This window comes from Acinetobacter lwoffii, assembly GCF_019048525.1.
GTDB classification, from domain to species: domain Bacteria; phylum Pseudomonadota; class Gammaproteobacteria; order Pseudomonadales; family Moraxellaceae; genus Acinetobacter; species Acinetobacter lwoffii_K.
Genome location: NZ_CP077369.1, coordinates 1,445,625 through 1,467,116, shown reverse-complemented (window position 1 = coordinate 1,467,116; position 21,492 = coordinate 1,445,625). Strand labels below are relative to the sequence as shown.

At 44.8% G+C, this 21,492-nt stretch carries 15 protein-coding genes, 2 tRNA genes and 3 rRNA genes; 8 read left to right on the top strand and 12 right to left on the bottom strand.

Annotation, left to right across the window (positions count from 1 at the left end; all coding sequences use genetic code 11):
- Positions 1 to 54 precede the first annotated feature (54 nt).
- The 10 genes from hisG to I6L24_RS06780 form a co-directional block, all read right to left on the bottom strand.
- Complete coding sequence (gene hisG / locus I6L24_RS06825; protein WP_004646025.1) at positions 55 to 756, bottom strand: ATP phosphoribosyltransferase; 702 nt, start codon at positions 754 to 756, stop codon at positions 55 to 57.
- Positions 756 to 2,012 (bottom strand): UDP-N-acetylglucosamine 1-carboxyvinyltransferase, encoded by a 1,257-nt coding sequence (gene murA / locus I6L24_RS06820; RefSeq protein WP_216986563.1) that lies wholly within the window; start codon positions 2,010 to 2,012, stop codon positions 756 to 758. The genes hisG and murA overlap by 1 nt, the downstream gene beginning before the upstream one ends.
- Before the next feature lie 7 nt (positions 2,013 to 2,019).
- Entirely contained in the window at positions 2,020 to 2,271 is a 252-nt protein-coding gene (gene ibaG / locus I6L24_RS06815) for a BolA family iron metabolism protein IbaG (RefSeq protein ID WP_004646023.1), read from the bottom strand.
- A gap of 133 nt (positions 2,272 to 2,404) precedes the next feature.
- Positions 2,405 to 2,737, bottom strand: coding sequence for a ribosome hibernation-promoting factor, HPF/YfiA family (gene hpf, locus I6L24_RS06810; protein ID WP_004646022.1), 333 nt, complete (start codon positions 2,735 to 2,737; stop codon positions 2,405 to 2,407).
- Between the two features lie 183 nt (positions 2,738 to 2,920).
- Complete coding sequence (locus I6L24_RS06805; RefSeq protein ID WP_004646021.1) at positions 2,921 to 4,372, bottom strand: RNA polymerase factor sigma-54; 1,452 nt, start codon at positions 4,370 to 4,372, stop codon at positions 2,921 to 2,923.
- Positions 4,373 to 4,570: 198 nt separating this feature from the next.
- Positions 4,571 to 4,685 (bottom strand): 5S ribosomal RNA (gene rrf, locus I6L24_RS06800).
- 218 nt (positions 4,686 to 4,903) lie between these two features.
- Positions 4,904 to 7,798, bottom strand: a 23S ribosomal RNA gene (locus I6L24_RS06795).
- Positions 7,799 to 8,263: 465 nt separating this feature from the next.
- Positions 8,264 to 8,339: transfer RNA gene (locus I6L24_RS06790), tRNA-Ala, on the bottom strand.
- 71 nt (positions 8,340 to 8,410) lie between these two features.
- Positions 8,411 to 8,487: transfer RNA gene (locus I6L24_RS06785), tRNA-Ile, on the bottom strand.
- 60 nt (positions 8,488 to 8,547) lie between these two features.
- Positions 8,548 to 10,085, bottom strand: a 16S ribosomal RNA gene (locus I6L24_RS06780).
- The 16S, 23S and 5S rRNA genes sit together here with 2 tRNA genes alongside, the layout of an rRNA operon.
- Before the next feature lie 541 nt (positions 10,086 to 10,626).
- Between I6L24_RS06780 and I6L24_RS06775 the strand changes: the two genes are divergently transcribed.
- The 6 genes from I6L24_RS06775 to I6L24_RS06750 all read left to right on the top strand — a co-directional run bounded on the left by I6L24_RS06775 (position 10,627) and on the right by I6L24_RS06750 (position 15,181).
- Entirely contained in the window at positions 10,627 to 11,526 is a 900-nt protein-coding gene (locus tag I6L24_RS06775) for an MlaA family lipoprotein (RefSeq protein ID WP_216986562.1), read from the top strand.
- A 103-nt stretch (positions 11,527 to 11,629) separates the two neighbouring features.
- Entirely contained in the window at positions 11,630 to 12,598 is a 969-nt protein-coding gene (gene gigA, locus I6L24_RS06770; RefSeq protein WP_004732911.1) for an RsbU family protein phosphatase GigA, read from the top strand.
- Positions 12,599 to 12,710: 112 nt separating this feature from the next.
- Positions 12,711 to 13,229, top strand: coding sequence for an anti-anti-sigma factor GigB (gene gigB, locus I6L24_RS06765; RefSeq protein WP_216986561.1), 519 nt, complete (start codon positions 12,711 to 12,713; stop codon positions 13,227 to 13,229).
- Positions 13,230 to 13,249: 20 nt separating this feature from the next.
- On the top strand, positions 13,250 to 14,077 hold the full coding sequence (locus I6L24_RS06760) for a carbon-nitrogen hydrolase family protein (RefSeq protein WP_216986560.1): 828 nt from the start codon (positions 13,250 to 13,252) through the stop codon (positions 14,075 to 14,077).
- 102 nt (positions 14,078 to 14,179) lie between these two features.
- Entirely contained in the window at positions 14,180 to 14,605 is a 426-nt protein-coding gene (locus I6L24_RS06755; RefSeq protein WP_004732917.1) for an organic hydroperoxide resistance protein, read from the top strand.
- Positions 14,606 to 14,788: 183 nt separating this feature from the next.
- Complete coding sequence (locus tag I6L24_RS06750) at positions 14,789 to 15,181, top strand: DUF4951 domain-containing protein (RefSeq protein WP_216986559.1); 393 nt, start codon at positions 14,789 to 14,791, stop codon at positions 15,179 to 15,181.
- A gap of 50 nt (positions 15,182 to 15,231) precedes the next feature.
- Here the strand turns inward: I6L24_RS06750 and gspE are convergent, their stop codons facing one another.
- A complete protein-coding gene (gene gspE, locus I6L24_RS06745) occupies positions 15,232 to 16,719 on the bottom strand; it encodes a type II secretion system ATPase GspE (protein WP_216986558.1) in 1,488 nt (495 codons plus the stop codon).
- A 144-nt stretch (positions 16,720 to 16,863) separates the two neighbouring features.
- Between gspE and I6L24_RS06740 the strand changes: the two genes are divergently transcribed.
- On the top strand, positions 16,864 to 17,643 hold the full coding sequence (locus I6L24_RS06740) for a hypothetical protein (protein ID WP_216986619.1): 780 nt from the start codon (positions 16,864 to 16,866) through the stop codon (positions 17,641 to 17,643).
- Positions 17,644 to 17,652: 9 nt separating this feature from the next.
- Positions 17,653 to 18,576 carry a mechanosensitive ion channel family protein gene (locus I6L24_RS06735; RefSeq protein WP_216986557.1) on the top strand — a complete coding sequence of 308 codons (924 nt, stop codon included), beginning with the start codon at positions 17,653 to 17,655 and terminating at the stop codon, positions 18,574 to 18,576.
- Positions 18,577 to 18,622: 46 nt separating this feature from the next.
- Here the strand turns inward: I6L24_RS06735 and I6L24_RS06730 are convergent, their stop codons facing one another.
- Positions 18,623 to 21,331 carry a DUF2339 domain-containing protein gene (locus I6L24_RS06730; RefSeq protein WP_216986556.1) on the bottom strand — a complete coding sequence of 903 codons (2,709 nt, stop codon included), beginning with the start codon at positions 21,329 to 21,331 and terminating at the stop codon, positions 18,623 to 18,625.
- Positions 21,332 to 21,492 lie beyond the last annotated feature (161 nt).

The window sequence follows — 21,492 nt, the reverse complement described above, 5'->3', positions numbered from 1 at the left end:
GTTCAATCGAATAAAAAAACCGCCCTAAGAGGACGGTTTTTTTATGCAACAAATTTAGGCCTGTTTGGCCTTTTCACGTTCTTCCACGGCTTTTTCAAGCTGTGCCAGAATCGGATTTAACAACGCTTGCTTACGCTTGAAGCTGGCTTTGTTTACGATTAAACGTGAAGACACTTTGCAAATTTCTTCAAGTGGCTCTAAACCATTGGCGCGTAAGGTGTTACCGGTATCAACCACATCAACAATGTAATCACCCAGACCGACCAGTGGTGCAAGTTCCATGGAGCCATACAGCTTGATCACATCCACTTGCTCGCCAAGGCTGGCATAGTATTGACGGGTCAAATTCACGTACTTGGTCGCAATTTTTAAGCGACCTTTAGGACGTTGCATCCCCACCTTCCCGGCGGTCATCAATTTACATACCGCAATTTTCAGATCCAATGGTTCATAGACGTTTTGCGCGCCATGTTCCATCAATACATCTTTACCGGCCACACCAATATCGGCTGCACCATTTTCAACATAAGTCGGTACATCTGAAGCACGTAAAATTAAGATACGAACCTGTTTATGCGTGGTCGGGAAAATCAATTTACGAGATTTATCAGGATCTTCTAAAAGATTAATCCCTGCTGTTTCTAGCAAAGGTAAAGTCTCTTTTAAGATACGCCCCTTACTTAATGCCAAAGTTAAACCATGATCAAAATTGCCCATTACGTCAAAGTTTGGATCATCGTTTCTCATATCGCTCATTAATTTACTCGCTTAATTTGGGCACCTAAACTTTGTAACTTTGCTTCTACATCTTCATAACCGCGGTCAATATGATAAATGCGGTCAATCAGCGTTTCACCTTCAGCGGCAAGTGCTGCCAGCACCAAAGAGAACGAAGCACGTAAATCTGTTGCCATTACGGGTGCGGCAGAAAGTTTTTCTACACCCGTTACCACAGCATCATTACCTTCTACCTGAATATTGGCACCCATACGTGCCAATTCAGGAACATGCATGAAACGGTTTTCAAAAATCGTTTCAGAAATTGTCGCAAAGCCTTGAGCAATGGCATTCACAGCCATAATCTGGGCTTGCATATCGGTTGGAAATTCTGGATGTGGTAAGGTTTGGAAGCTGACAGCTTTCGGACGTTTACCCAGCATATCCAGTTCAATCCAGTCGTCACCACGGGTCACTTCTGCGCCCATTTCTTCAAACTTGTCCAGCACCGCTTCCATCAGGGACGGATCAGTATGCGTGGTTTTGATACGACCGCCAGTGATCGCTGCTGCTGCCAGATATGAACCGGTTTCAATCCGGTCAGCAACAACAGCATATTCACAGCCATGCAGACGTTCGACACCGGTCACAATTAAAGTATCGGTATCTAGACCTTCAATCTTGGCACCCATCTTGATCAGCATTTGCGCAAGATCAGTGATCTCAGGTTCACGTGCTGCATTGCGAATCGTGGTCACACCATCGGCCAACACGGCAGCCATCAGAATATTTTCTGTTCCACCTACAGTCACCATATCAAAAACGACTTCGCCACCTTTCAGGCGACCATCGACTTTGGCATGTACATAACCAGCTTCCACTTCAATCTCGGCACCTAAAGCTTCTAAAGCTTTCAAATGCTGATCGACAGGACGGGAGCCAATCGCACAACCGCCTGGCAAAGACACTTTTGCACTACCATAACGCGCCAATAATGGACCAAGCACCAAAATAGAAGCACGCATAGTTTTTACGAGCTCATACGGTGCGAACTGGTTATCTAATGTCGAGGTATCCGCAATAACAGTATCACCTTCATAGCTCATGGTGATCCCGAGACCGGCAATCAGCTTCACCAATGTGTTCACATCTTTCAAATTGGGAACATTTTTGAGCGTAGTTGGTGTTTCAGCAAGAATCATTGCTGCTAATAAGGGCAGAGCTGCATTTTTCGCACCGGAAATACGCACTTCACCTTCGAGCTTGATACCGCCCTGAATTAAAAATTTATCCATTAATTTATTAAGCTCCAAATAAGCTTGCTTTGCGCCATTCTTCTTTTGTCATTGCTCGAATTGTCACTGCGTGAACTGCACCACTGGCAATATGGGCATTGAGAGGAGCATAAACAGCTTGTTGCCGTGCAACTGGACGCTTACCTTCAAATTGATCATCCACGATACGGAGATCGAATTTTCCGCCCTGACCACTCACAGCAACATCCGCCTCGGGAAAAGCGGCTTTTAAAATTTCAGTGAGCTGTTCATTATTCATCACAAGACCTCTTATAGGACTAAGGGTGTAAAACGAGCCATTTTACTATAAATAGCAAAAATAATTCATGGATCCATACATTATATATATAAAAAAAAGAGGCTTTTAAAACCTCTTTTTTATCATTTGTCCTTTATAAGGCCAAAGCATGCTGCTGTAAATGCATTTCCCGATAGCGGTCAATCTGTCGTTTTAATTTTTCCGTCAAAATTTTAATTGAGGTATACATATCATCAGCAGTGGCGTGGGCAAAAAACTCGATTCCCGGTAATCTGATAATCGCCTCTGCGATATGATTACTGCTGCCCTTCCGAGAGCGTTTATCAATTTGATGATCTTTAGAGAGTTTCACTTGCATACTATTTACCTGATCCAGGTGTTTAGTCATTTGTGAAAACTTGGTTTTTATACGTTCTTCAATTGCTGGCGTAATAGATAAATGATGTCCACGAATTGTTATTTGCATAGTTCTATCCCTCACCTTCGTTAGGATTAGAAGAGTCACAATATAAAATAATTTAAATACAGTAACTTATAAATAAAAAATTCGTATTTGAAGTACTGGATTAAACCATTTCACTGTTCCTCAAAAGAAAAAAGATTCATTATGCTGTCATAATGAATCTTTAGAATAGCCAGATTTTAAATTTCAGATCAAGACTTTTCGTTCAGAAGATGAAGGAATATGTAACGATTCACGATATTTCGCCACCGTACGTCGTGCCACATCAATCCCTTCTTCTTTCAACATATTGGCAATAGTATTGTCAGATAAAGGTTTACGGGCATTTTCCTCAGCAATCAGTTTCTTGATTTTGGCACGAATGGCGGTAGAGGATGCTTCTCCTCCAGAAGTTGTACCAACATGGCTCGAGAAGAAATATTTCAGTTCAAATAGACCACGCGGGGTCAGCATATATTTATTGGTGGTGACACGCGAAACTGTCGACTCGTGCAATTCGACTTCTTCAGCAATATCTCTTAAAACAAGAGGTTTCATGCCTTCCGCACCAATTTCCAGAAACATTTTCTGATGTTCCACTATACAGGTCGCGACTTTCAATAAGGTTTTATGTCGCTCATCGATACTTTTAATGAAGTTCTTCGCTTCCAGCATCTGATTACGCAGGTACTGATTATCATCGCTTTGATCTGCACGACGAATCATTTTGGCATAAAAAGAATTGACGCGTAACTTTGGCAGCACATCCGAGTTTAAATTGACTTGCCAGCAGTTATTCTTTTTCATCACCACGACATCTGGCACCTGATAATCCGATTCCTTGTTTTCAAATTCCAGACCAGGATGCGGTTTTAATGTTTTTAGCAAATCTACGGCACAGCGCAACTGTTCTGGATTTAAGCCAGTCTGTTTGATCAGCTTAGGAAGCTCATTGGTAATCAACAATTCATAATGTTGCAGAAGTTTGATCGCATCATTTCGGCAAGGGGTTGACGCAGGTAAATTATCAAGTTGAACTAATAGGCATTCTGCCAAGCTTCTAGAACCTACCCCTACCGGATCCAAACGCTGGATATGCTTTAATACAACGGCAACCTCATCATCTTCAATTTCTTCTTCAGACCCCATAGAAGAGAGTAAATGTTGTACTGATGCAGTAATTTCACTCAACTCAGCATCTAAAAAACCTTTGTCGTCCAAAGAATCGACTATGCAATAAGCGATTAATTTATCAACCTGTGAAAAATTCAGCAGATTAATTTGTTCTAGCATATATTCTTGCAGGCTCTGATGCCCTTGACGATTATCTTCACGCTCTTCGAACTCGGCTGCCCCCAGACTTGTAGGTTGATGGGTATAGACATCATCCCAATCGGTATCTACAGGTAAGTCATCAGGCAGATGATCGGCATTAAGTTCATTGGTTAGATCGTGATTTTCATTATTTGATTCAATTGTAGATAAGCTTTCAAGGGTAATTTGCTCTTCAACTTTTTCTAATAGAGGATTACTATCAAGTTGCAATTGAACTTCTTGCTCCAATTCCAGACTTGAAAGTTGTAATAGCCGAATTGCTTGCTGTAATTGTGGAGTTAATGACAGCGAGTTCGCAATTTTTATGCCCACTGATAATCTCATTGTTACCCCCTTAATAGAAAATCCCGTTTTATAAGCAATTTTTATGCCGTTTTATTTTTTATAACACAGATTTACTAAAAAACATACAAATTGGATTTTAAATTTCTAGTCTTTCGCGACTAATAATTGTTTAAATACTTAAATTTTCGCATAAAAAAATCCCCCTCTGCTAATGCGGAGGGGGATTTTGGAATAATGAGCTGGCGATGACTTACTCTCACATGGGTAACCCCACACTACCATCAGCGCTAAGAGGTTTCACTTCTGAGTTCGGGAAGGGATCAGGTGGTTCACTCTTGCTATGGTCGCCAGCACAACTGTTTATGGATACTTGCTAGGTCTTACGTTTTGCCTTGCTTTCTACCAAATAGAATTCATTAACAGGTATATCTGAGTTCTTGCGAGTAGAACTAAGCAGTGCTTAATTATACTCTCATTTGTTCGATTAGCTTAACTAAATCAAGTTTTCGTCTGATCGTTAGATCAATATGAAATCAATTGATGCTTTATATACAACTGTTTGGGTGTTGTATAGTCAAGCCTCACGAGCAATTAGTATTGGTCAGCTTCACATATCACTATGCTTCCACATCCAACCTATCAACGTCGTAGTCTTCAACGGCTCTTTAGGAGACATAAAGTCTCGGGGAAATCTTATCTTGAGGTAGGCTTCCCGCTTAGATGCTTTCAGCGGTTATCCCTTCCGAACATAGCTACCCGGCGATGCGACTGGCGTCACAACCGGTACACCAGAGGTTCGTCCACTCTGGTCCTCTCGTACTAGGAGCAGATCCTCTCAAATTTCCAACGCCCACGGTAGATAGGGACCGAACTGTCTCACGACGTTCTAAACCCAGCTCGCGTACCTCTTTAAATGGCGAACAGCCATACCCTTGGGACCTGCTTCAGCCCCAGGATGAGATGAGCCGACATCGAGGTGCCAAACACCGCCGTCGATATGAACTCTTGGGCGGTATCAGCCTGTTATCCCCAGAGTACCTTTTATCCGTTGAGCGATGGCCCTTCCATACAGAACCACCGGATCACTAAGACCTACTTTCGTACCTGCTCGACTTGTGGGTCTCGCAGTTAAGCGCGCTTTTGCCTTTATACTCTACGCGTGATTTCCGACCACGCTGAGCGCACCTTCGTACTCCTCCGTTACTCTTTAGGAGGAGACCGCCCCAGTCAAACTACCCACCAGACATGGTCCTCGTCCCGGATAACGGGACAGAGTTAGAACCTCAATATTACCAGGGTGGTATTTCAAGGACGGCTCCATCGCAACTAGCGTCGCGACTTCAAAGCCTCCCACCTATCCTACACAAGTAAGATCAAAGTTCAATGTCAAGCTGCAGTAAAGGTTCACGGGGTCTTTCCGTCTAGCCGCGGGTACACCGCATCTTCACGGCGAATTCGATTTCACTGAGTCTCTGCTGGAGACAGCGCCCCCATCATTATGCCATTCGTGCAGGTCGGAACTTACCCGACAAGGAATTTCGCTACCTTAGGACCGTTATAGTTACGGCCGCCGTTTACTGGGGCTTCGATCAAGAGCTTCGCTTACGCTAACCCCATCAATTAACCTTCCAGCACCGGGCAGGCATCACACCCTATACGTCCACTTTCGTGTTTGCAGAGTGCTATGTTTTTAATAAACAGTTGCAGGGGCCTGGTTTCTGAGGCTGTCGGCCGCTCAAGGAGCAAGTCCTATCACAGACAACAGCGTACCTTCTCCCGAAGTTACGGTACCATTTTGCCTAGTTCCTTCAGCAGAGTTCTCTCAAGCGCTTTGGTCTACTCGACCTGACCACCTGTGTCGGTTTCGGGTACGATTCCTGTGTAACTGAAGCTTAGAGACTTTTCCTGGAAGCATGGTATCAGCCACTTCACTGTACAAGTACAGCTTGCTATCAGTTCTCAGCATAGAGTACCCCGGATTTGCCTAAGATACATGCCTACAACCTTCCACCTGGACAACCAACGCCAGGCTGACTTAACCTTCTCCGTCCTCTCATCGCATTACACAGAAGTATTGGAATATTAACCAATTTCCCATCGACTACGCCTCTCGGCCTCGCCTTAGGGGTCGACTCACCCAGCCCCGATTAACGTTGGACTGGAACCCTTGGTCTTTCAGCGTGCGAGTTTTTCACTCGCATTGTCGTTACTCACGTCAGCATTCGCACTTCTGATACCTCCAGCAGACTTCTCAATCCACCTTCATCGGCTTACAGAACGCTCCCCTACCACGCATAATAAATTATGCATCCGCAGCTTCGGCATATAGTTTTAGCCCCGTTACATCTTCCGCGCAGGCCGACTCGACTAGTGAGCTATTACGCTTTCTTTAAAGGGTGGCTGCTTCTAAGCCAACCTCCTAGCTGTCTATGCCTTCCCACATCGTTTCCCACTTAACTATAATTTTGGGGCCTTAGCTGGCGGTCTGGATTGTTTTCCTCTTGACTACGGACGTTAGCACCCGCAGTCTGTCTCCCGGATAGTACTCATTGGTATTCGGAGTTTGCATCGGTTTGGTAAGTCGGGATGACCCCCTAGCCGAAACAGTGCTCTACCCCCAATGGTATTCGTCCGAGGCGCTACCTAAATAGCTTTCGGGGAGAACCAGCTATCACCAAGTTTGATTAGCCTTTCACCCCTATCCACAAGTCATCCCCTGGCTTTTCAACGACAGTGGGTTCGGTCCTCCAGTTAGTGTTACCCAACCTTCAACCTGCTCATGGATAGATCACCTGGTTTCGGGTCTATACCCAGCAACTATACGCCCTATTAAGACTCGGTTTCCCTACGGCTCCCCTATTCGGTTAACCTCGCTACTGAATATAAGTCGCTGACCCATTATACAAAAGGTACGCAGTCACCGGACTAAGCCGGCTCCCACTGCTTGTATGCATGCGGTTTCAGGATCTATTTCACTCCCCTCACAGGGGTTCTTTTCGCCTTTCCCTCACGGTACTGGTTCACTATCGGTCAGTCAGGAGTATTTAGCCTTGGAGGATGGTCCCCCCATATTCAGACAAGGTTTCACGTGCCTCGCCCTACTCGACATCATCATATAAGCCCTTTCGTGTACAGGACTATCACCGTCTACGGTCGCACTTCCCAGAGCGTTCCACTAGAACTTATATGACTTAATGGGCTCTTCCCCTTTCGCTCGCCGCTACTGAGGGAATCTCAATTGATTTCTTTTCCTAAGGGTACTGAGATGTTTCACTTCCCCTCGTTCGCCTTGCAACACTATGTATTCATGTTGCAATACCTACCTTATGGTAAGTGGGTTTCCCCATTCAGACATCTCCGGATCACAGGATATTTGCCGCCTCCCCGGAGCTTTTCGCAGGCTATCACGTCTTTCTTCGCCTCTGACTGCCAAGGCATCCACCACATGCACTTAATTACTTGACTATACAACCCCAAACAGTCGTTTATCCTTACAAGTGGGATAAGCAACAGATTGTGATGATCTCTCATCACGCTCATACAGTTGGCGTTTGTGCACTTAAGCACCGTACAGCTTCAATTAGATTCATATACCAAAACGCTTGATTCAGTTAATTTCGCTAGAACTCATTTCATTCAACTTTCACAATTGCTTGCTAGGTTGTTTAAAACGAGTTTGAACAAATTATTTCAACTCAAATATATTCTGTTAATGATTTTTCCAGCCTTCGTCAGGTCAGGAAACTGTGATAAATCACAGAGATTATCAAGTGCGCGTATCATAACGCTTGTACTTGTTAATCTCTAGGATCTAAACACTTGATCGCTTAGGAACTAAACAACTTCATCACTGTATGCTTACATACTGCGCGAAGCGTAGCTTCTTGCTTAAATTTCAAGTAAAAGCAGTGCTTTTATGATCTTGAAATTTGGTGGAGACTAGGAGAGTCGAACTCCTGACCTCCTGCGTGCAAAGCAGGCGCTCTACCAACTAAGCTAAGTCCCCAGCTTATCAATAAGTCAATGTATCGTTCTGTTCTGTTTGCTTCAGCACTTTCATGCTTCGTTAGTCAGATTTGGTGGGTCTGACAAGACTTGAACTTGTGACCCCACGCTTATCAAGCGTGTGCTCTAACCAACTGAGCTACAGACCCTCAGATACATCATATGAAGAACAACTTGTTGTGGATTCTTACCAATCGTCAATCTTTCGTTAAGGAGGTGATCCAGCCGCAGGTTCCCCTACGGCTACCTTGTTACGACTTCACCCCAGTCATCTGCCACACCGTGGTAAGCGTCCTCCTTGCGGTTAGACTACCTACTTCTGGTGCAACAAACTCCCATGGTGTGACGGGCGGTGTGTACAAGGCCCGGGAACGTATTCACCGCGGCATTCTGATCCGCGATTACTAGCGATTCCGACTTCATGGAGTCGAGTTGCAGACTCCAATCCGGACTACGATCGGCTTTTTGAGATTAGCATCCTCTCGCGAGGTAGCAACCCTTTGTACCGACCATTGTAGCACGTGTGTAGCCCTGGTCGTAAGGGCCATGATGACTTGACGTCGTCCCCGCCTTCCTCCAGTTTGTCACTGGCAGTATCCTTAAAGTTCCCGGCTTAACCCGCTGGCAAATAAGGAAAAGGGTTGCGCTCGTTGCGGGACTTAACCCAACATCTCACGACACGAGCTGACGACAGCCATGCAGCACCTGTATGTAAGTTCCCGAAGGCACCAATCCATCTCTGGAAAGTTCTTACTATGTCAAGACCAGGTAAGGTTCTTCGCGTTGCATCGAATTAAACCACATGCTCCACCGCTTGTGCGGGCCCCCGTCAATTCATTTGAGTTTTAGTCTTGCGACCGTACTCCCCAGGCGGTCTACTTATCGCGTTAGCTGCGCCACTAAAGCCTCAAAGGCCCCAACGGCTAGTAGACATCGTTTACGGCATGGACTACCAGGGTATCTAATCCTGTTTGCTCCCCATGCTTTCGCACCTCAGTGTCAGTATTAGGCCAGATGGCTGCCTTCGCCATCGGTATTCCTCCAGATCTCTACGCATTTCACCGCTACACCTGGAATTCTACCATCCTCTCCCATACTCTAGCCAACCAGTATCGAATGCAATTCCCAAGTTAAGCTCGGGGATTTCACATTTGACTTAATTGGCCACCTACGCGCGCTTTACGCCCAGTAAATCCGATTAACGCTTGCACCCTCTGTATTACCGCGGCTGCTGGCACAGAGTTAGCCGGTGCTTATTCTGCGAGTAACGTCCACTATCCAAGAGTATTAATCTCGGTAGCCTCCTCCTCGCTTAAAGTGCTTTACAACCAAAAGGCCTTCTTCACACACGCGGCATGGCTGGATCAGGGTTCCCCCCATTGTCCAATATTCCCCACTGCTGCCTCCCGTAGGAGTCTGGGCCGTGTCTCAGTCCCAGTGTGGCGGATCATCCTCTCAGACCCGCTACAGATCGTCGCCTTGGTAGGCCTTTACCCCACCAACTAGCTAATCCGACTTAGGCTCATCTATTAGCGCAAGGCCCGAAGGTCCCCTGCTTTCTCCCGTAGGACGTATGCGGTATTAGCATCCCTTTCGAGATGTTGTCCCCCACTAATAGGCAGATTCCTAAGCATTACTCACCCGTCCGCCGCTAGGTCAAGTAGCAAGCTACCTTTCCCCGCTCGACTTGCATGTGTTAAGCCTGCCGCCAGCGTTCAATCTGAGCCATGATCAAACTCTTCAGTTTAATACTATGTAGTGCCTTAAAGGGCACCAATCTTGGCTCATCAATTTTCTGACAAATATTTCTCAAATAAACTTCGAGTAATTTCTACCATCAATCAATGAAAATAATTTCGATCAATCAACCAGTAAAAATCCACACAAGTTGTTCTTCATAATCTCTTAATGATCTTCTTGCTAATTCGTCACCAGCAAGCTAGGTCGGCTATATTACTCTCTATCTCTAGAAAGTCAACCAGTAATGAAAACTATTTTTAAACTTTCTTTCTAAAACCGAACTTAATCAAACTTAACTAAGTCATTGTTTTATCAGAAGTTTTAATCTTCATCACCGCCGATGGATGTGCATTCTACAGCATTTCAGAGCCCTTGCAACACCTTTTTCAAGAAAATCATTTTGTATGTATATTTTTTAAGCTTTTCGTGTGTTTTCATTCATTTTTTATACAAATTTGCTTAAATGATGTCTATTCGTGAATATAACGTTTATTATTTTCATACTAATAAGTAGTGCTACTTACACAGAAAAGGCCTCGGGTTACCTTATGCATCGTTCTATTTACTTATCTATATGTTTATTTTCTTTAGCCTCAAGCGCACATGTTTTCGCCGAGGTGGCCACCGATGTGGAAAATCTGGAAAACGAGCCTGCAAAAACGCCACTTAGAACAAAGATCTCAACCAAAGCGCAACAATTACAAACGCAACTGAAAGTTGATGCCAGTGCAGCACAGGCAGAAGAAGTTAAAGATCCTTTTCAGCCCTTAAATAGAAAGATCTATCAGTTTAATGATGCGATTGACCGCACCGTGGTACGCCCCATAGCTGTACAATATGTGGAAAAAGTTCCTCAAGATGTTCGTGGCAGCTATACCCAATTCCGCAGTAACCTGGGTGAACCTTGGAATGTGGTGAATCAGCTGATTCAAGGTCGTCCTGCCCGCGCTGCTAAATCTCTAGGTCGTTTTACTATTAATACCTTAACGACTTTAGGACTGGCTGATCCAGCACGTCGCCTTGGCTTGAGCCATGAAGAGGAAAAATTTGGAATTACTTTAGGGTATTATGGGGTGCCTTCTGGCCCTTATATCATGTTGCCATTTTTAGGTCCAAGTTCTGTCCGTGGGGTGATCGGTACTGCTGTAGATAGTCAGGCCCGTCCACAAAAATACATTCTCGAAGATGAAGATGGACTTTACTGGACTGATCAGTTTTGGCGTGCCATTGATACCCGTTCAGAAATACTGGACGTTGAAGGGGTGCTGACTGGCGATCGCTATGCGCAGATTCGCGATATTTATTTGCAACGTACCAATTATGCAATTGCAGAAAAGAAAGGTACAGAACAAGATACGCTGTTCCTAGAAGATGATTTTGAAGATGAGAATTCTGATGATGCACCTTCTAGTGATAGCAACATTGAATCTTCAAACGAAGATCTTTAAGTTTAAGCTTCATGTATGATTGCTAGTGAAAATCTGTTCGCTAGCAATACTTTGCTTGTTATAGTACATCTTATAACCAATCCTGGGATTGAATCACTTTTTTATGTATTTCATTCAACCGACTCGTGATATTCCTTACTTAGATCAAGTACTTGATACGCTTCCGCATGTTCAGATGATCTATCTGGATGATCATGAACTGTATGACTCTACGATTATTGCGATTGCAGATGTACATGATTATCTGAAATATAAGTGGAATCTACCTACGATTGTACTGGCCTTAGAAAATGAAGGTACTGCTTTGGCTCAGGCCTGGGAACAAGGTGCTTTAGCCGGCTGGATCTGGAACAAGCTTCCCGAGAATCCAGATCTAGCATTACAAAAAATTGATGCACAATATAAGCGTAACCAGGATAGCCGTGACCTTCCTTCTGCTGCAGAACTACAAAAAAAATTGTTACCGAATCCTATTGAACTGACCAATTACGAGGTCGAAACCTATTTTCAGCCTTCAGCCTATCTTTCAGGGGATTGGTATGATTATTGGAAAATCAGCGACAAAGAAGTGATTTTCTATTTGGCCGATGTATCCGGACATGGCGTCACCAGTAGTTTGCTCACGTCCTGGATGGCTGCTTTCCATGGTCGCTCCAAGACGCCGCGCGAGCTGATCAAGAAGCTGAACGGCATGCTGATGCAGGAAAATATTGAAAAGCACATCACCATGATTGCCGGGATTCTTAATCTGGAAACCCATGTATTGAAATGGTCTAGCGCCGGACATTATCCACCACCAATTATATTTGAACCCAATCAAGAGCCTAAAATCCTCTCTTCCAGCAGTTTCCCTTTGGGTTTAACCGAAGATCTTGAAGTTGAGGAAAATGAATGGGTATTAAGTCGCAATGCACGCTTTATTATCTGTTCGGATGGGGCATTAGAACCCTTTGATGGTGGTTTAAATGAACAATTCTCGCAATTATTACACCATTTGCAGAACCAATCTTTTCAGGCTCCGGAACATGTGGCTGACGATATCGCCTTTTTAAGCTTTATCCGCGTAAATTAGCAGTATATTTACAGACTTTATAAGCACTTAATTTGATTACTACTTTCAGCCACTTGAGTATCAATACACCCTATGGGATAATTTAATATCCTTCTCTGCAAATGGCATTTATATGTCAACAGGTCATATTGAATATGCAAGTCTGAACGGAACGCATATTTTTAAGCTTATCGGCGAAGTGCGTGCCCAATCTTGTATTAGTCTAGACAAATTACTGAACAAAATTGAACAGCAAGACAACGTAGTTGGCGCTATCGTTGATCTCACCGAAACTAGTTTCATTGACAGTACCGTACTCGGTGTTTTAGCGAAACTAGGACTCAAACTCAAGCAAGTACATAACATTCAGGCTGTCATGCTTTCTACCAATTCTGACATTACCACTTTGGCCAACAGTATGGGACTGAGCCAGGTGTTTGTGATTCTGAATTATTGTGGCGATCCAAATGTCTGCACACGTGCACTGATGGAAGAACATGTCACGCATCAAAATATGCTAAATACGGTTCTGGATGCACATAAAACCTTGATGAAACTGAATCAAAGCAATCAGAACATGTTTGAACCTTTAGTCAAACAGCTACAGAAAGAGCAAGACAATTTAGATAAAATTTCCGAGCAACAGGTATAACCATCTTATAAGAGGACCCTATGACTTTACTTTCTGTTGTACAAATGAATTCTCAAAATGAAATTGATGCCAATTTCGTGGAGATTGAATCTTTAATTCAACAAAGTAAGGCCAATGGTGCTGAACTGATTGTTTTCCCGGAAAACTTTGTCTGTTTTGCAGCAGGTAAACAGCGTGAAACTGCTGCACAATTTGAAGTGATTCAGCAACGTCTAGAACAACTTGCCCATGAATATGACACCTGGATCGTTGCCGGTACATTACCCTGTCCTTATCGTCCGGATGGTTCAATCATTGAGGATGGCCGGGTGCGTACCGTTAGCCTGTGTATCAGTCCGGAACGGACCGAAGCACGTTATGACAAAATTCACCTGTTTGATGTGCAAGTCGGCGATGCTGTCGGTGGTTATCAGGAATCCAAGTTCTTTGAACCCGGCACAGATGTTGTCGTAGCCAAAACACCTTTTGGCAATATTGGGTTAATGGTCTGTTATGACCTGCGCTTTCCGGAACTGGCGTTAAATTTACGAGCCAAAGGTGCAAACCTCTTGACCGCTCCTTCTGCCTTTACCTATACCACAGGTGAAATGCACTGGCAGCTTCTTCTGCAAACACGTGCTCTAGATAGCCAATGCTCGGTGCTTGGTGCAGCTCAACAAGGCTGGCATGGAGAAAAACGCCAGACTTGGGGACATGCAGCCGCCACCAATAGTCGTGGACAACTTCTTAATATGATCCATGCAGAAGGTACTCAACTCATCACCGTCGACTTTGATTTAAATGAACAGCAAAAAGTGCGTGAATCCATGCCTTTAATGCAACACCGTAGACTTCTTCAACTTTCCTGAATCGTTTCATTTGCTTGCATAAAATAACAAAATCCCTGCTTATTCTTCAGGTGAAATCACCGAGCATAGAAGCTCTACGAAAAATAAACAGGGATTTAACTCATGTCATTAGAAAAAGCCGTCTATACCGCACATGCCAAAGCCACAGGGGGCCGTGATGGCCGCGCCATTTCTGACGATCAGATTCTGGACGTCCAATTGGCCGTACCTAAAGAAATGGGGGGACCAGGCGGTGGAACCAATCCTGAACAGCTCTTTGCCGCAGGTTATTCCGCCTGTTTCTTGGGTGCAATGAAATTTGTTGCCAATCGTGACAAGCTCAATATCAGTAAAGATGCCTATATTGAAGGTGATGTTGGGATTGGTCCGATTCCTACCGGGTTCGGGATCGAAGTGACATTAAACATCCATCTTGAAGGCATGGATCAGGAAGAAGCAAAAAAACTGGTGGATGCTGCGCATATTGTCTGTCCATACTCAAATGCGACCCGTAATAATATTGATGTGAACTTAAACGTAATTACTTAATTTTTTTATTTAACAGCTATCCTGAAAAAAGTTTCAGGATAGCTAGACTTCAATTATAAATTTCAAAATTTACCCGCTTCATCTTTTGTCAAAAGCTACTTCTCTTCCCCACTTGAAAACTGCAGCAAAAACTTAAGAAATTATATATAATGATTCTTATTTACATTTATTCGATTTATATTGATGTTAAAACTAGTTCTTCTGAATTCTCTCCTGCTCCTCACTGCTACAACCTCTTTTGCAGATCTTTATCTCTCAGAAAAAATCCGTCCGAAAATAAAATCTCTGCTCAATACTGAAATTGAACGCCTACCCATTCCTGCAACACCCAACAATATGATTCTGCCTGAATTTGGTAAAGGGATTATTGGCTGGGGAGCTGGCCCCAAAGATGCTGAAGCCCGTTTTCTCAATATTACTCAGGCAGATGTTGAAACAATGAAACAGGAAGGACTGAGTTTAGCAATGGCGCAAGCCTGGCGGAACTTTTATGAAAATGAAACTCTGCGCAATCCGGGCAATCCGACTGGACCTTTTCGTGCACAACTCATGAAAAAAATCGCCAGTCTCTGGTAAATATCCAAAAGTCCTGACGATCCTTATAATAAAAGTAATAGATTAAAAGATTACTCCGCCGCTTCGTTGGTCACTCGCAATACTTCTTCAATCGTGGTTTTTCCGGCCAATACTTTACGCAGACCATCATCACGAATGGAACCTGACTGCTGACGTACATAGCTTTCGATTTCATATTCAGCCGCATTGCCATGAATCAAACGGCGCATATGATCATCGACTGGGACAATTTCATAAATTGCAGTACGGCCACTAAAGCCAGTATTGCCACAACGTTCACAGCCTTGAGGTTGCGGTAATCTTAAATCTTGGGGATGCTCAATATTGCCAAATAGATTCTTCTCGAAAGCATCTGCCTCATGCCAGGTCGCGCAATGTGGACACAAGGTACGCACCAGACGTTGGGCAATTACCCCGATTAAAGAACTGGACAGCAGAAATGGTTCAATTCCCATATCTTTCAGGCGCGTAACCGCACCAATCGCGGTATTGGTGTGTAAGGTGGATAACACCAGATGTCCTGTCAGGGATGCCTGCACCGCAATTTCTGCGGTTTCCAGATCACGAATCTCACCAACCATGACCACATCCGGGTCCTGACGCAACATGGCTTTTAACGCACGGGCAAAAGTCATATCGACTTTGGTATTGACCTGCGTTTGTCCAATGCCTTCCAGCTGATATTCAATCGGATCTTCAGCCGTGAGGATATTTTTGGAACCATCATTCAGATCAGAAAGTGCCGCATATAAAGTGGTGGTTTTACCCGAACCGGTCGGGCCGGTTACCAGAATAATCCCGTGCGGGCGATGTACTAAGGTCTTGAGTCGATCATAGTCATTATTCATCAAGCCCAAATGGGTCATGTTCAAACGGCCAGCCTGCTTGTCCAGCAAACGCATCACCACACGTTCACCATAAGAAGATGGCAAGGTGGATACACGGACATCGACTTCACGACCAGCCAGACGCAAAGAAATACGGCCATCTTGCGGAATACGCTTTTCGGCAATATCCAGTTTGGCCATGACTTTAATCCGTGAAACCAGAAGCGGGGCCAGTTCACGGCGTGGCTGGACAATTTCGCGTAACTGGCCATCGACCCGTAAACGCACCGACAGTTTTTTCTCAAAAGATTCAATATGAATATCGGAAGCCCCAACACGAATTGCTTCGGATAATAGCGCATTGATCAGACGTACAATTGGCGCATCATCTTCCTGATCCATCAGGTCTTCAGCTTCCGGTACCGAATCAGCCAGACTGAGTAAATCCGGATGATCTTCCAGACCGGCAGCCACCTGCTGTGATTCGCCGCTATCTCCGGCAAAACTGGAACTGAGTAACTGGTTAAATTCCTGTTCAGTACAAAGCTGAAAATGAGCCGGATAACCGAGCAGACGGCGGGCTTCCTGCAATGCAAGCATCGAGGTATTGTCACGACGCAGAATAAAGGCCTGATCTCCCTCATAACGCAACAGCACACCATGGCGCTTGGCGAAGCTATATGGGATTTGTAATTGTTTAAGTACTTGCATCGCGGATTATAATAATGATGAAAAAATTTAAATTGAGTGTACTCTAAGCATATGACAGCGTGAAGTATGTTTTCAAAGATTTAGCAAGAAAGGGTGCCAAGATTGCCGCGAGATAAAGATGAATTAATCCCGAATACAGCGAAAATGCGCTGGTGGGGAGAACAGAATTTTGAAATAAATCAGTCTAAAGCCTGGCAGTTTGGCTCCTTGCTGTTTCGGCTGACCCGAGGGATTCAGGAATGGCGACTGGAATATTTCCGCCCTTCTGTGCAATACGATTATGAACAGCAATGGCATCAGATTGATGATCCGAATTTTGCCTTTCCCCCACCCCTGAAAATTGAACGCTATATGTTCAAATCCACGCAAAAAAAATTGCAACTGATGCCACGTCTTGCAGACCGTTCTGTGGTGATTAAACCAGTCGATCCGATTTATATTCCTGCTGGACAGCGCGGTACGCTTTATATCAGCACGCCCTTATGGATTGCCGGTTTTGTCGAGGGTCAACGCGAACCGATTTTCGATTTACCGGTAATCTTGCCAAAAGACACCTGGTTTGGACCCAATCACCGTTCGGGGGAAATCTGCTACGCCACCGCAGTTGATGGCAGAACCGAACTGAAACAGTTACATCCGCGAGCCTTTCGTGCAGTCACGCCAATTGAGTTTCACAATACCAGTAACCAGCAATTGCGCTTTGACCGAATGAATGTGCCAGTGCCTGCCCTGCCGCTTTTTTACAGTGAAAGTACCGGCCGCTTATGGACCTCGCAAATCCGCGTTTTGCATGAAAGTTCGGACCGTCCACCACGGATTCGGGTCGAAAACCGCACGCCACCAAATGCTGGTGAAGTGGCCTATGTGCATCCACCGCGTGATCCAGCAGGTGCATTATTTAATATGTTTGATTCATTTTTCTAAGGGCGTCTGATGCCAAGTTCAAATATTCCGACCGAAGTCACCAATAGCCTGAAGGGAGTATTTACCAATATCAATACCGATCGTTTGACCGAAGTTTTGGTGGCGGTGGTGTTGTGCTTTATTGGTTTCCTGATTGCGCGCTTTATTTCCAATACCTTTATTCGTACCATTGGTGTACGTTTTAATGCTCATCAAAAACTGGTCTGGCGCCGCGGGATTTTCTATTTTATCTTCCTGTTGTTTGTGATGGCCAGCCTCAAGGAAGCCGGTTTTAAACTCAGTGTCTTCCTCGGCGCTGCCGGGATTTTAACGGTCGCACTGGGTTTCGCTTCGCAAACATCAGCATCCAACCTGATCAGTGGCCTGTTCCTGATTGGTGAAGGTTCTTTTGAAGTCGGTGATACCATCCAGATTACCTTGATTCGTGGGCATACCATTGAAGGCGAAGTGATTTCGATTGATCTGCTCTCGGTTAAACTTTTGACCCAAGATAATATCTATGTGCGTTTACCGAATGAACAGCTAATTCGGGCACCGGTGCAGAACTTGTCGAAATTTCCGATACGGCGGATTCCGATTACGTTGGCGATCAATTTCCATGAAAATATTATCAAGGTACGCGAAGTTCTGCTGGACGTTGCCAATAAATATCCACTGGTACTGGCCGACCCGAAACCTGCAGTCACCGTTACCGCTTTCCGTGAATCTTCGATTGAACTGCTGTTTGCAGTGTGGTGCCAACAGGAAAACTACCTGAAAGTTCGTGATGAAATGCAGGAACGGATTCGCAACGGCTTTGTCGATAACCAGATTGAAATTCCGGTGCCAAAAATGGGCTTTGTCGATCATCCACTTTCCCGTCCTGTAGAAAATGAAGAAATCGATCAATATGCCAATGAAAAGGCCCTCAAAAGAGAGCCTGATCTGAAATAACCCTTAGATTCCCTCTCCTTTTAAAGGAGAGGATTAGGGAAAGGATTCAATGCTCCTTCTCCGGCATCGGTGCAATATAAGCAATCAGCAGCATCACCCCGCCCGCCAGCAGGAATGAAATCACCCGGGTCAGGGTGCCAATATGTGACAGGTCAAATAGTACGAGCTTCAAGGTCACAATCACCAGAATACTGCCGCCTAAAATCCACATCGGTTTCAGTTTTTTGAGCGTTGCTGTCCACATGGTAATCCAGGCCAGCAATACCCAAAGTATGGTCAGACTGAGCTGAACTGTTGCATTGTTCCATAATGCCAGCTCATTAAACGGTGTCTGCAGGTACACATGTAAAGCTCTTAAAACAATATAACTGGAAAGCCATAACAGGCTTAGTACCATTAAAACTGCGATCATGCCTTTATCACGTCCCACTTTAATTTGCTGTAACAGCATCCAGATAAAGCTGGCAAACATGGCGATACTGATCAGATCAAAAGGATTCAGAATTGGCAGCCAGTAATACTGAAAGGCTTGCTGACTAAATAACTGTGAACAAACCAGCCAAGTTGCCATCAGCAATAAACAGCTCTTGGTTTGCCAAAGCTGCTGCCAGCCTGACTGCGGATCCTGTCGATAACACCACAGGCAGAATAATAAAGGTAAAATCATCATGCTCAGATAAGGCATGTTCGGGATCAGACATAAACTTGCCAGAGTCAGACTGCTAAAAACACCAAAACTCATCCATTCCTTGGAGAGCTGCAAGCCAGCCAACGGTCTAAGCCACAAAATGGCTAGTAGCATCGTAGAAAGGGCAAAAACTCCACGTTCAAAACTACTATTCCAGACAATCACCGCATTTTGACTACGATCCAGGGTCAGAATCGCCGCAATGACCAGCAAGGGCGAGATGCCGCTCCACTTCGGCAGTAACCAGGACCACTCCTGATTTTTGCGCAGGATCATTTCATTGAACAGTACATATCCCAGTATGATGATAAATAAACTCAGCACATAGGCATGCTGACTCGGAAATTCATCTTCCAGCAAGGCAAATAACATCAGGCTGGCCGCAACACTTAAACTGCTTAAAAAGCTGACACTCAGACTATCCATCTGCTGCTGGTACTGCTTTTTAAGCTGACTGATGACCACGACTGCCACATAGCACAGACTCAAAATCCAGAAAATGATTCGCGGTGTGGGATTAATCTCGATCAGATAATACAGGCTGCTGAATCCGGCCATCAGCAATAAACCCATGCTCAGATAGTGTGCTACCCGGACATTTTTTTCCAAGGCCCATAAATAAATCAGCACACCTTCAACTGCCCAGCCAATCACAGTCCATTGTTCTGTCAATAAGATCGGTGGCACTAAGGCGAGAAAAATCAGCATCAGGCTCAGATAGCTCTGCGAAATGAGCTGGATAGTTTGTTTACGGCGCAGCAGTGTCCAGCAAGCGGCAAAGACCAGTGCAAAGAACAGGCTTAATCCAGCTTGCCAGAGTTTTTGATTGGGCTGATTAAAATGAATCAGATACAGAAAAATATAAGCGGTAATAGGGGCAGCAAAAATCAGCGCTAAGTCCAATACCGGTTTTAACTGAAACCGTGAGAGATCCTGTCGTGCCAGCAACTGGCTAAAGCGGAAACCTAGCCAGATAAACAGTGCACTATGTGCCAGAATCAGCGCAGTCATGGCATAACGCTCATATGTATAACCATGAATCAGGCTATATATCCCGCCAACGACAGCCGTCACTAAAAAGGCAATTTGATTGAGAATCTTCCATGGTCGGAAACTGCTCAGCACTGCCACCCCGATATTGATCAGCAAATAATAGCTAATCAGCTCAACGGCAGAAGCATCGCGGGTCGGTAAGGTAAACGGCGCCAGATAAGCAATCAGCAAAGCCATCAAAGCCAGTTCGATGCTTTCCTGTTTCAGGCTTAAATATAGAGTGATGGCCAGAATTATTAGGAATAGCAAAGTCGCCAACGGTAACGTGGAAATCACCAGATTGTAATAGGCAAAAAATAAGGTCAGGAACAGACTCCCCAAACCCAGTCCTTCCAGTGCCAGAGCAAAACTCCGATTTTTTTGCATCAGGCGATAACCCAGACCTGTTACACAGCCACTTGCCAGTGCAACCAGGCCCAATTTTGCAGCCAGACTGAGTTGCCAGTGCTCGGTGGCAAAGCGCAGCAGTAAAATAATCCCAATCACCAAAATACTGATTGCGACCTTGAGGACAGGATTCCCCTGAAAAAGCCAGCGCTGCAGTTGATCTACCAGATGAGGAGAATCGTTTACCTCTTGGGCAGACTCGGTTTTCACCAATGGAACAGAATCGGATCGATCCGGTGATCGCTGTAAGGGATCGGCAGAAAGAGATTGTGATTGCAGCTGTATCAAGCGCCCTTCCAGACGTTGCAGCCACCTGAGCAAAAAGAATACCCAGGCCGTAATCCCGATCCCCATCAGCCAATCCAGTTCAGCCAGTCCACCAACAATGGCAGTAATTGAAGAAATATATAAAGGAACTTTAGAGTTTTGCTCCAAGGACATCTGCTGCTGTCTGGCCAATTGATTCAGCGGTGCTTCTACCGCAGTGACATATTGCATCACGCTAAAGATAAACCCCAAACCACACAGATAAGTCACAATCTGATAACCCAGATACCAGGCGCTGATCCCGGCTATCAGCAGGGTAATCAGCCAGATCATGCGCAACTCATTCCGTCCTACAGCCATTCTTATATTTCTCTTTCCTGAATCCTTCCATCATACAACAGCTTGTGCTGCTTATTTCATCTTCAGCCGATATTCGCTAAGCTGTAAACTCAGACTCGCCTCAGCGAGCGCGGTAAAAATCACGTACAATAGCGCTGTATTTTGAATAAGGAATTGATTAC

Excerpts from the sequence above, each read along its gene's own strand:
- gspE (WP_216986558.1), bottom strand. The coding sequence starts at position 16,719 with ATGCAAGTACTTAAACAATTACAAATCCCATATAGCTTCGCCAAGCGC.
- I6L24_RS06775 (WP_216986562.1), top strand. The coding sequence starts at position 10,627 with ATGCATCGTTCTATTTACTTATCTATATGTTTATTTTCTTTAGCCTCA.
- gigA (WP_004732911.1), top strand. The coding sequence starts at position 11,630 with ATGTATTTCATTCAACCGACTCGTGATATTCCTTACTTAGATCAAGTA.
- I6L24_RS06755 (WP_004732917.1), top strand. The coding sequence starts at position 14,180 with ATGTCATTAGAAAAAGCCGTCTATACCGCACATGCCAAAGCCACAGGG.
- I6L24_RS06735 (WP_216986557.1), top strand. The coding sequence starts at position 17,653 with ATGCCAAGTTCAAATATTCCGACCGAAGTCACCAATAGCCTGAAGGGA.
- hisG (WP_004646025.1), bottom strand. The coding sequence starts at position 756 with ATGAGCGATATGAGAAACGATGATCCAAACTTTGACGTAATGGGCAAT.
- ibaG (WP_004646023.1), bottom strand. The coding sequence starts at position 2,271 with ATGAATAATGAACAGCTCACTGAAATTTTAAAAGCCGCTTTTCCCGAG.
- I6L24_RS06750 (WP_216986559.1), top strand. The coding sequence starts at position 14,789 with ATGTTAAAACTAGTTCTTCTGAATTCTCTCCTGCTCCTCACTGCTACA.
- I6L24_RS06760 (WP_216986560.1), top strand. The coding sequence starts at position 13,250 with ATGACTTTACTTTCTGTTGTACAAATGAATTCTCAAAATGAAATTGAT.
- hpf (WP_004646022.1), bottom strand. The coding sequence starts at position 2,737 with ATGCAAATAACAATTCGTGGACATCATTTATCTATTACGCCAGCAATT.
- gigB (WP_216986561.1), top strand. The coding sequence starts at position 12,711 with ATGTCAACAGGTCATATTGAATATGCAAGTCTGAACGGAACGCATATT.
- I6L24_RS06805 (WP_004646021.1), bottom strand. The coding sequence starts at position 4,372 with ATGAGATTATCAGTGGGCATAAAAATTGCGAACTCGCTGTCATTAACT.
- murA (WP_216986563.1), bottom strand. The coding sequence starts at position 2,012 with ATGGATAAATTTTTAATTCAGGGCGGTATCAAGCTCGAAGGTGAAGTG.
- I6L24_RS06740 (WP_216986619.1), top strand. The coding sequence starts at position 16,864 with ATGCGCTGGTGGGGAGAACAGAATTTTGAAATAAATCAGTCTAAAGCC.
- I6L24_RS06730 (WP_216986556.1), bottom strand. The coding sequence starts at position 21,331 with ATGGCTGTAGGACGGAATGAGTTGCGCATGATCTGGCTGATTACCCTG.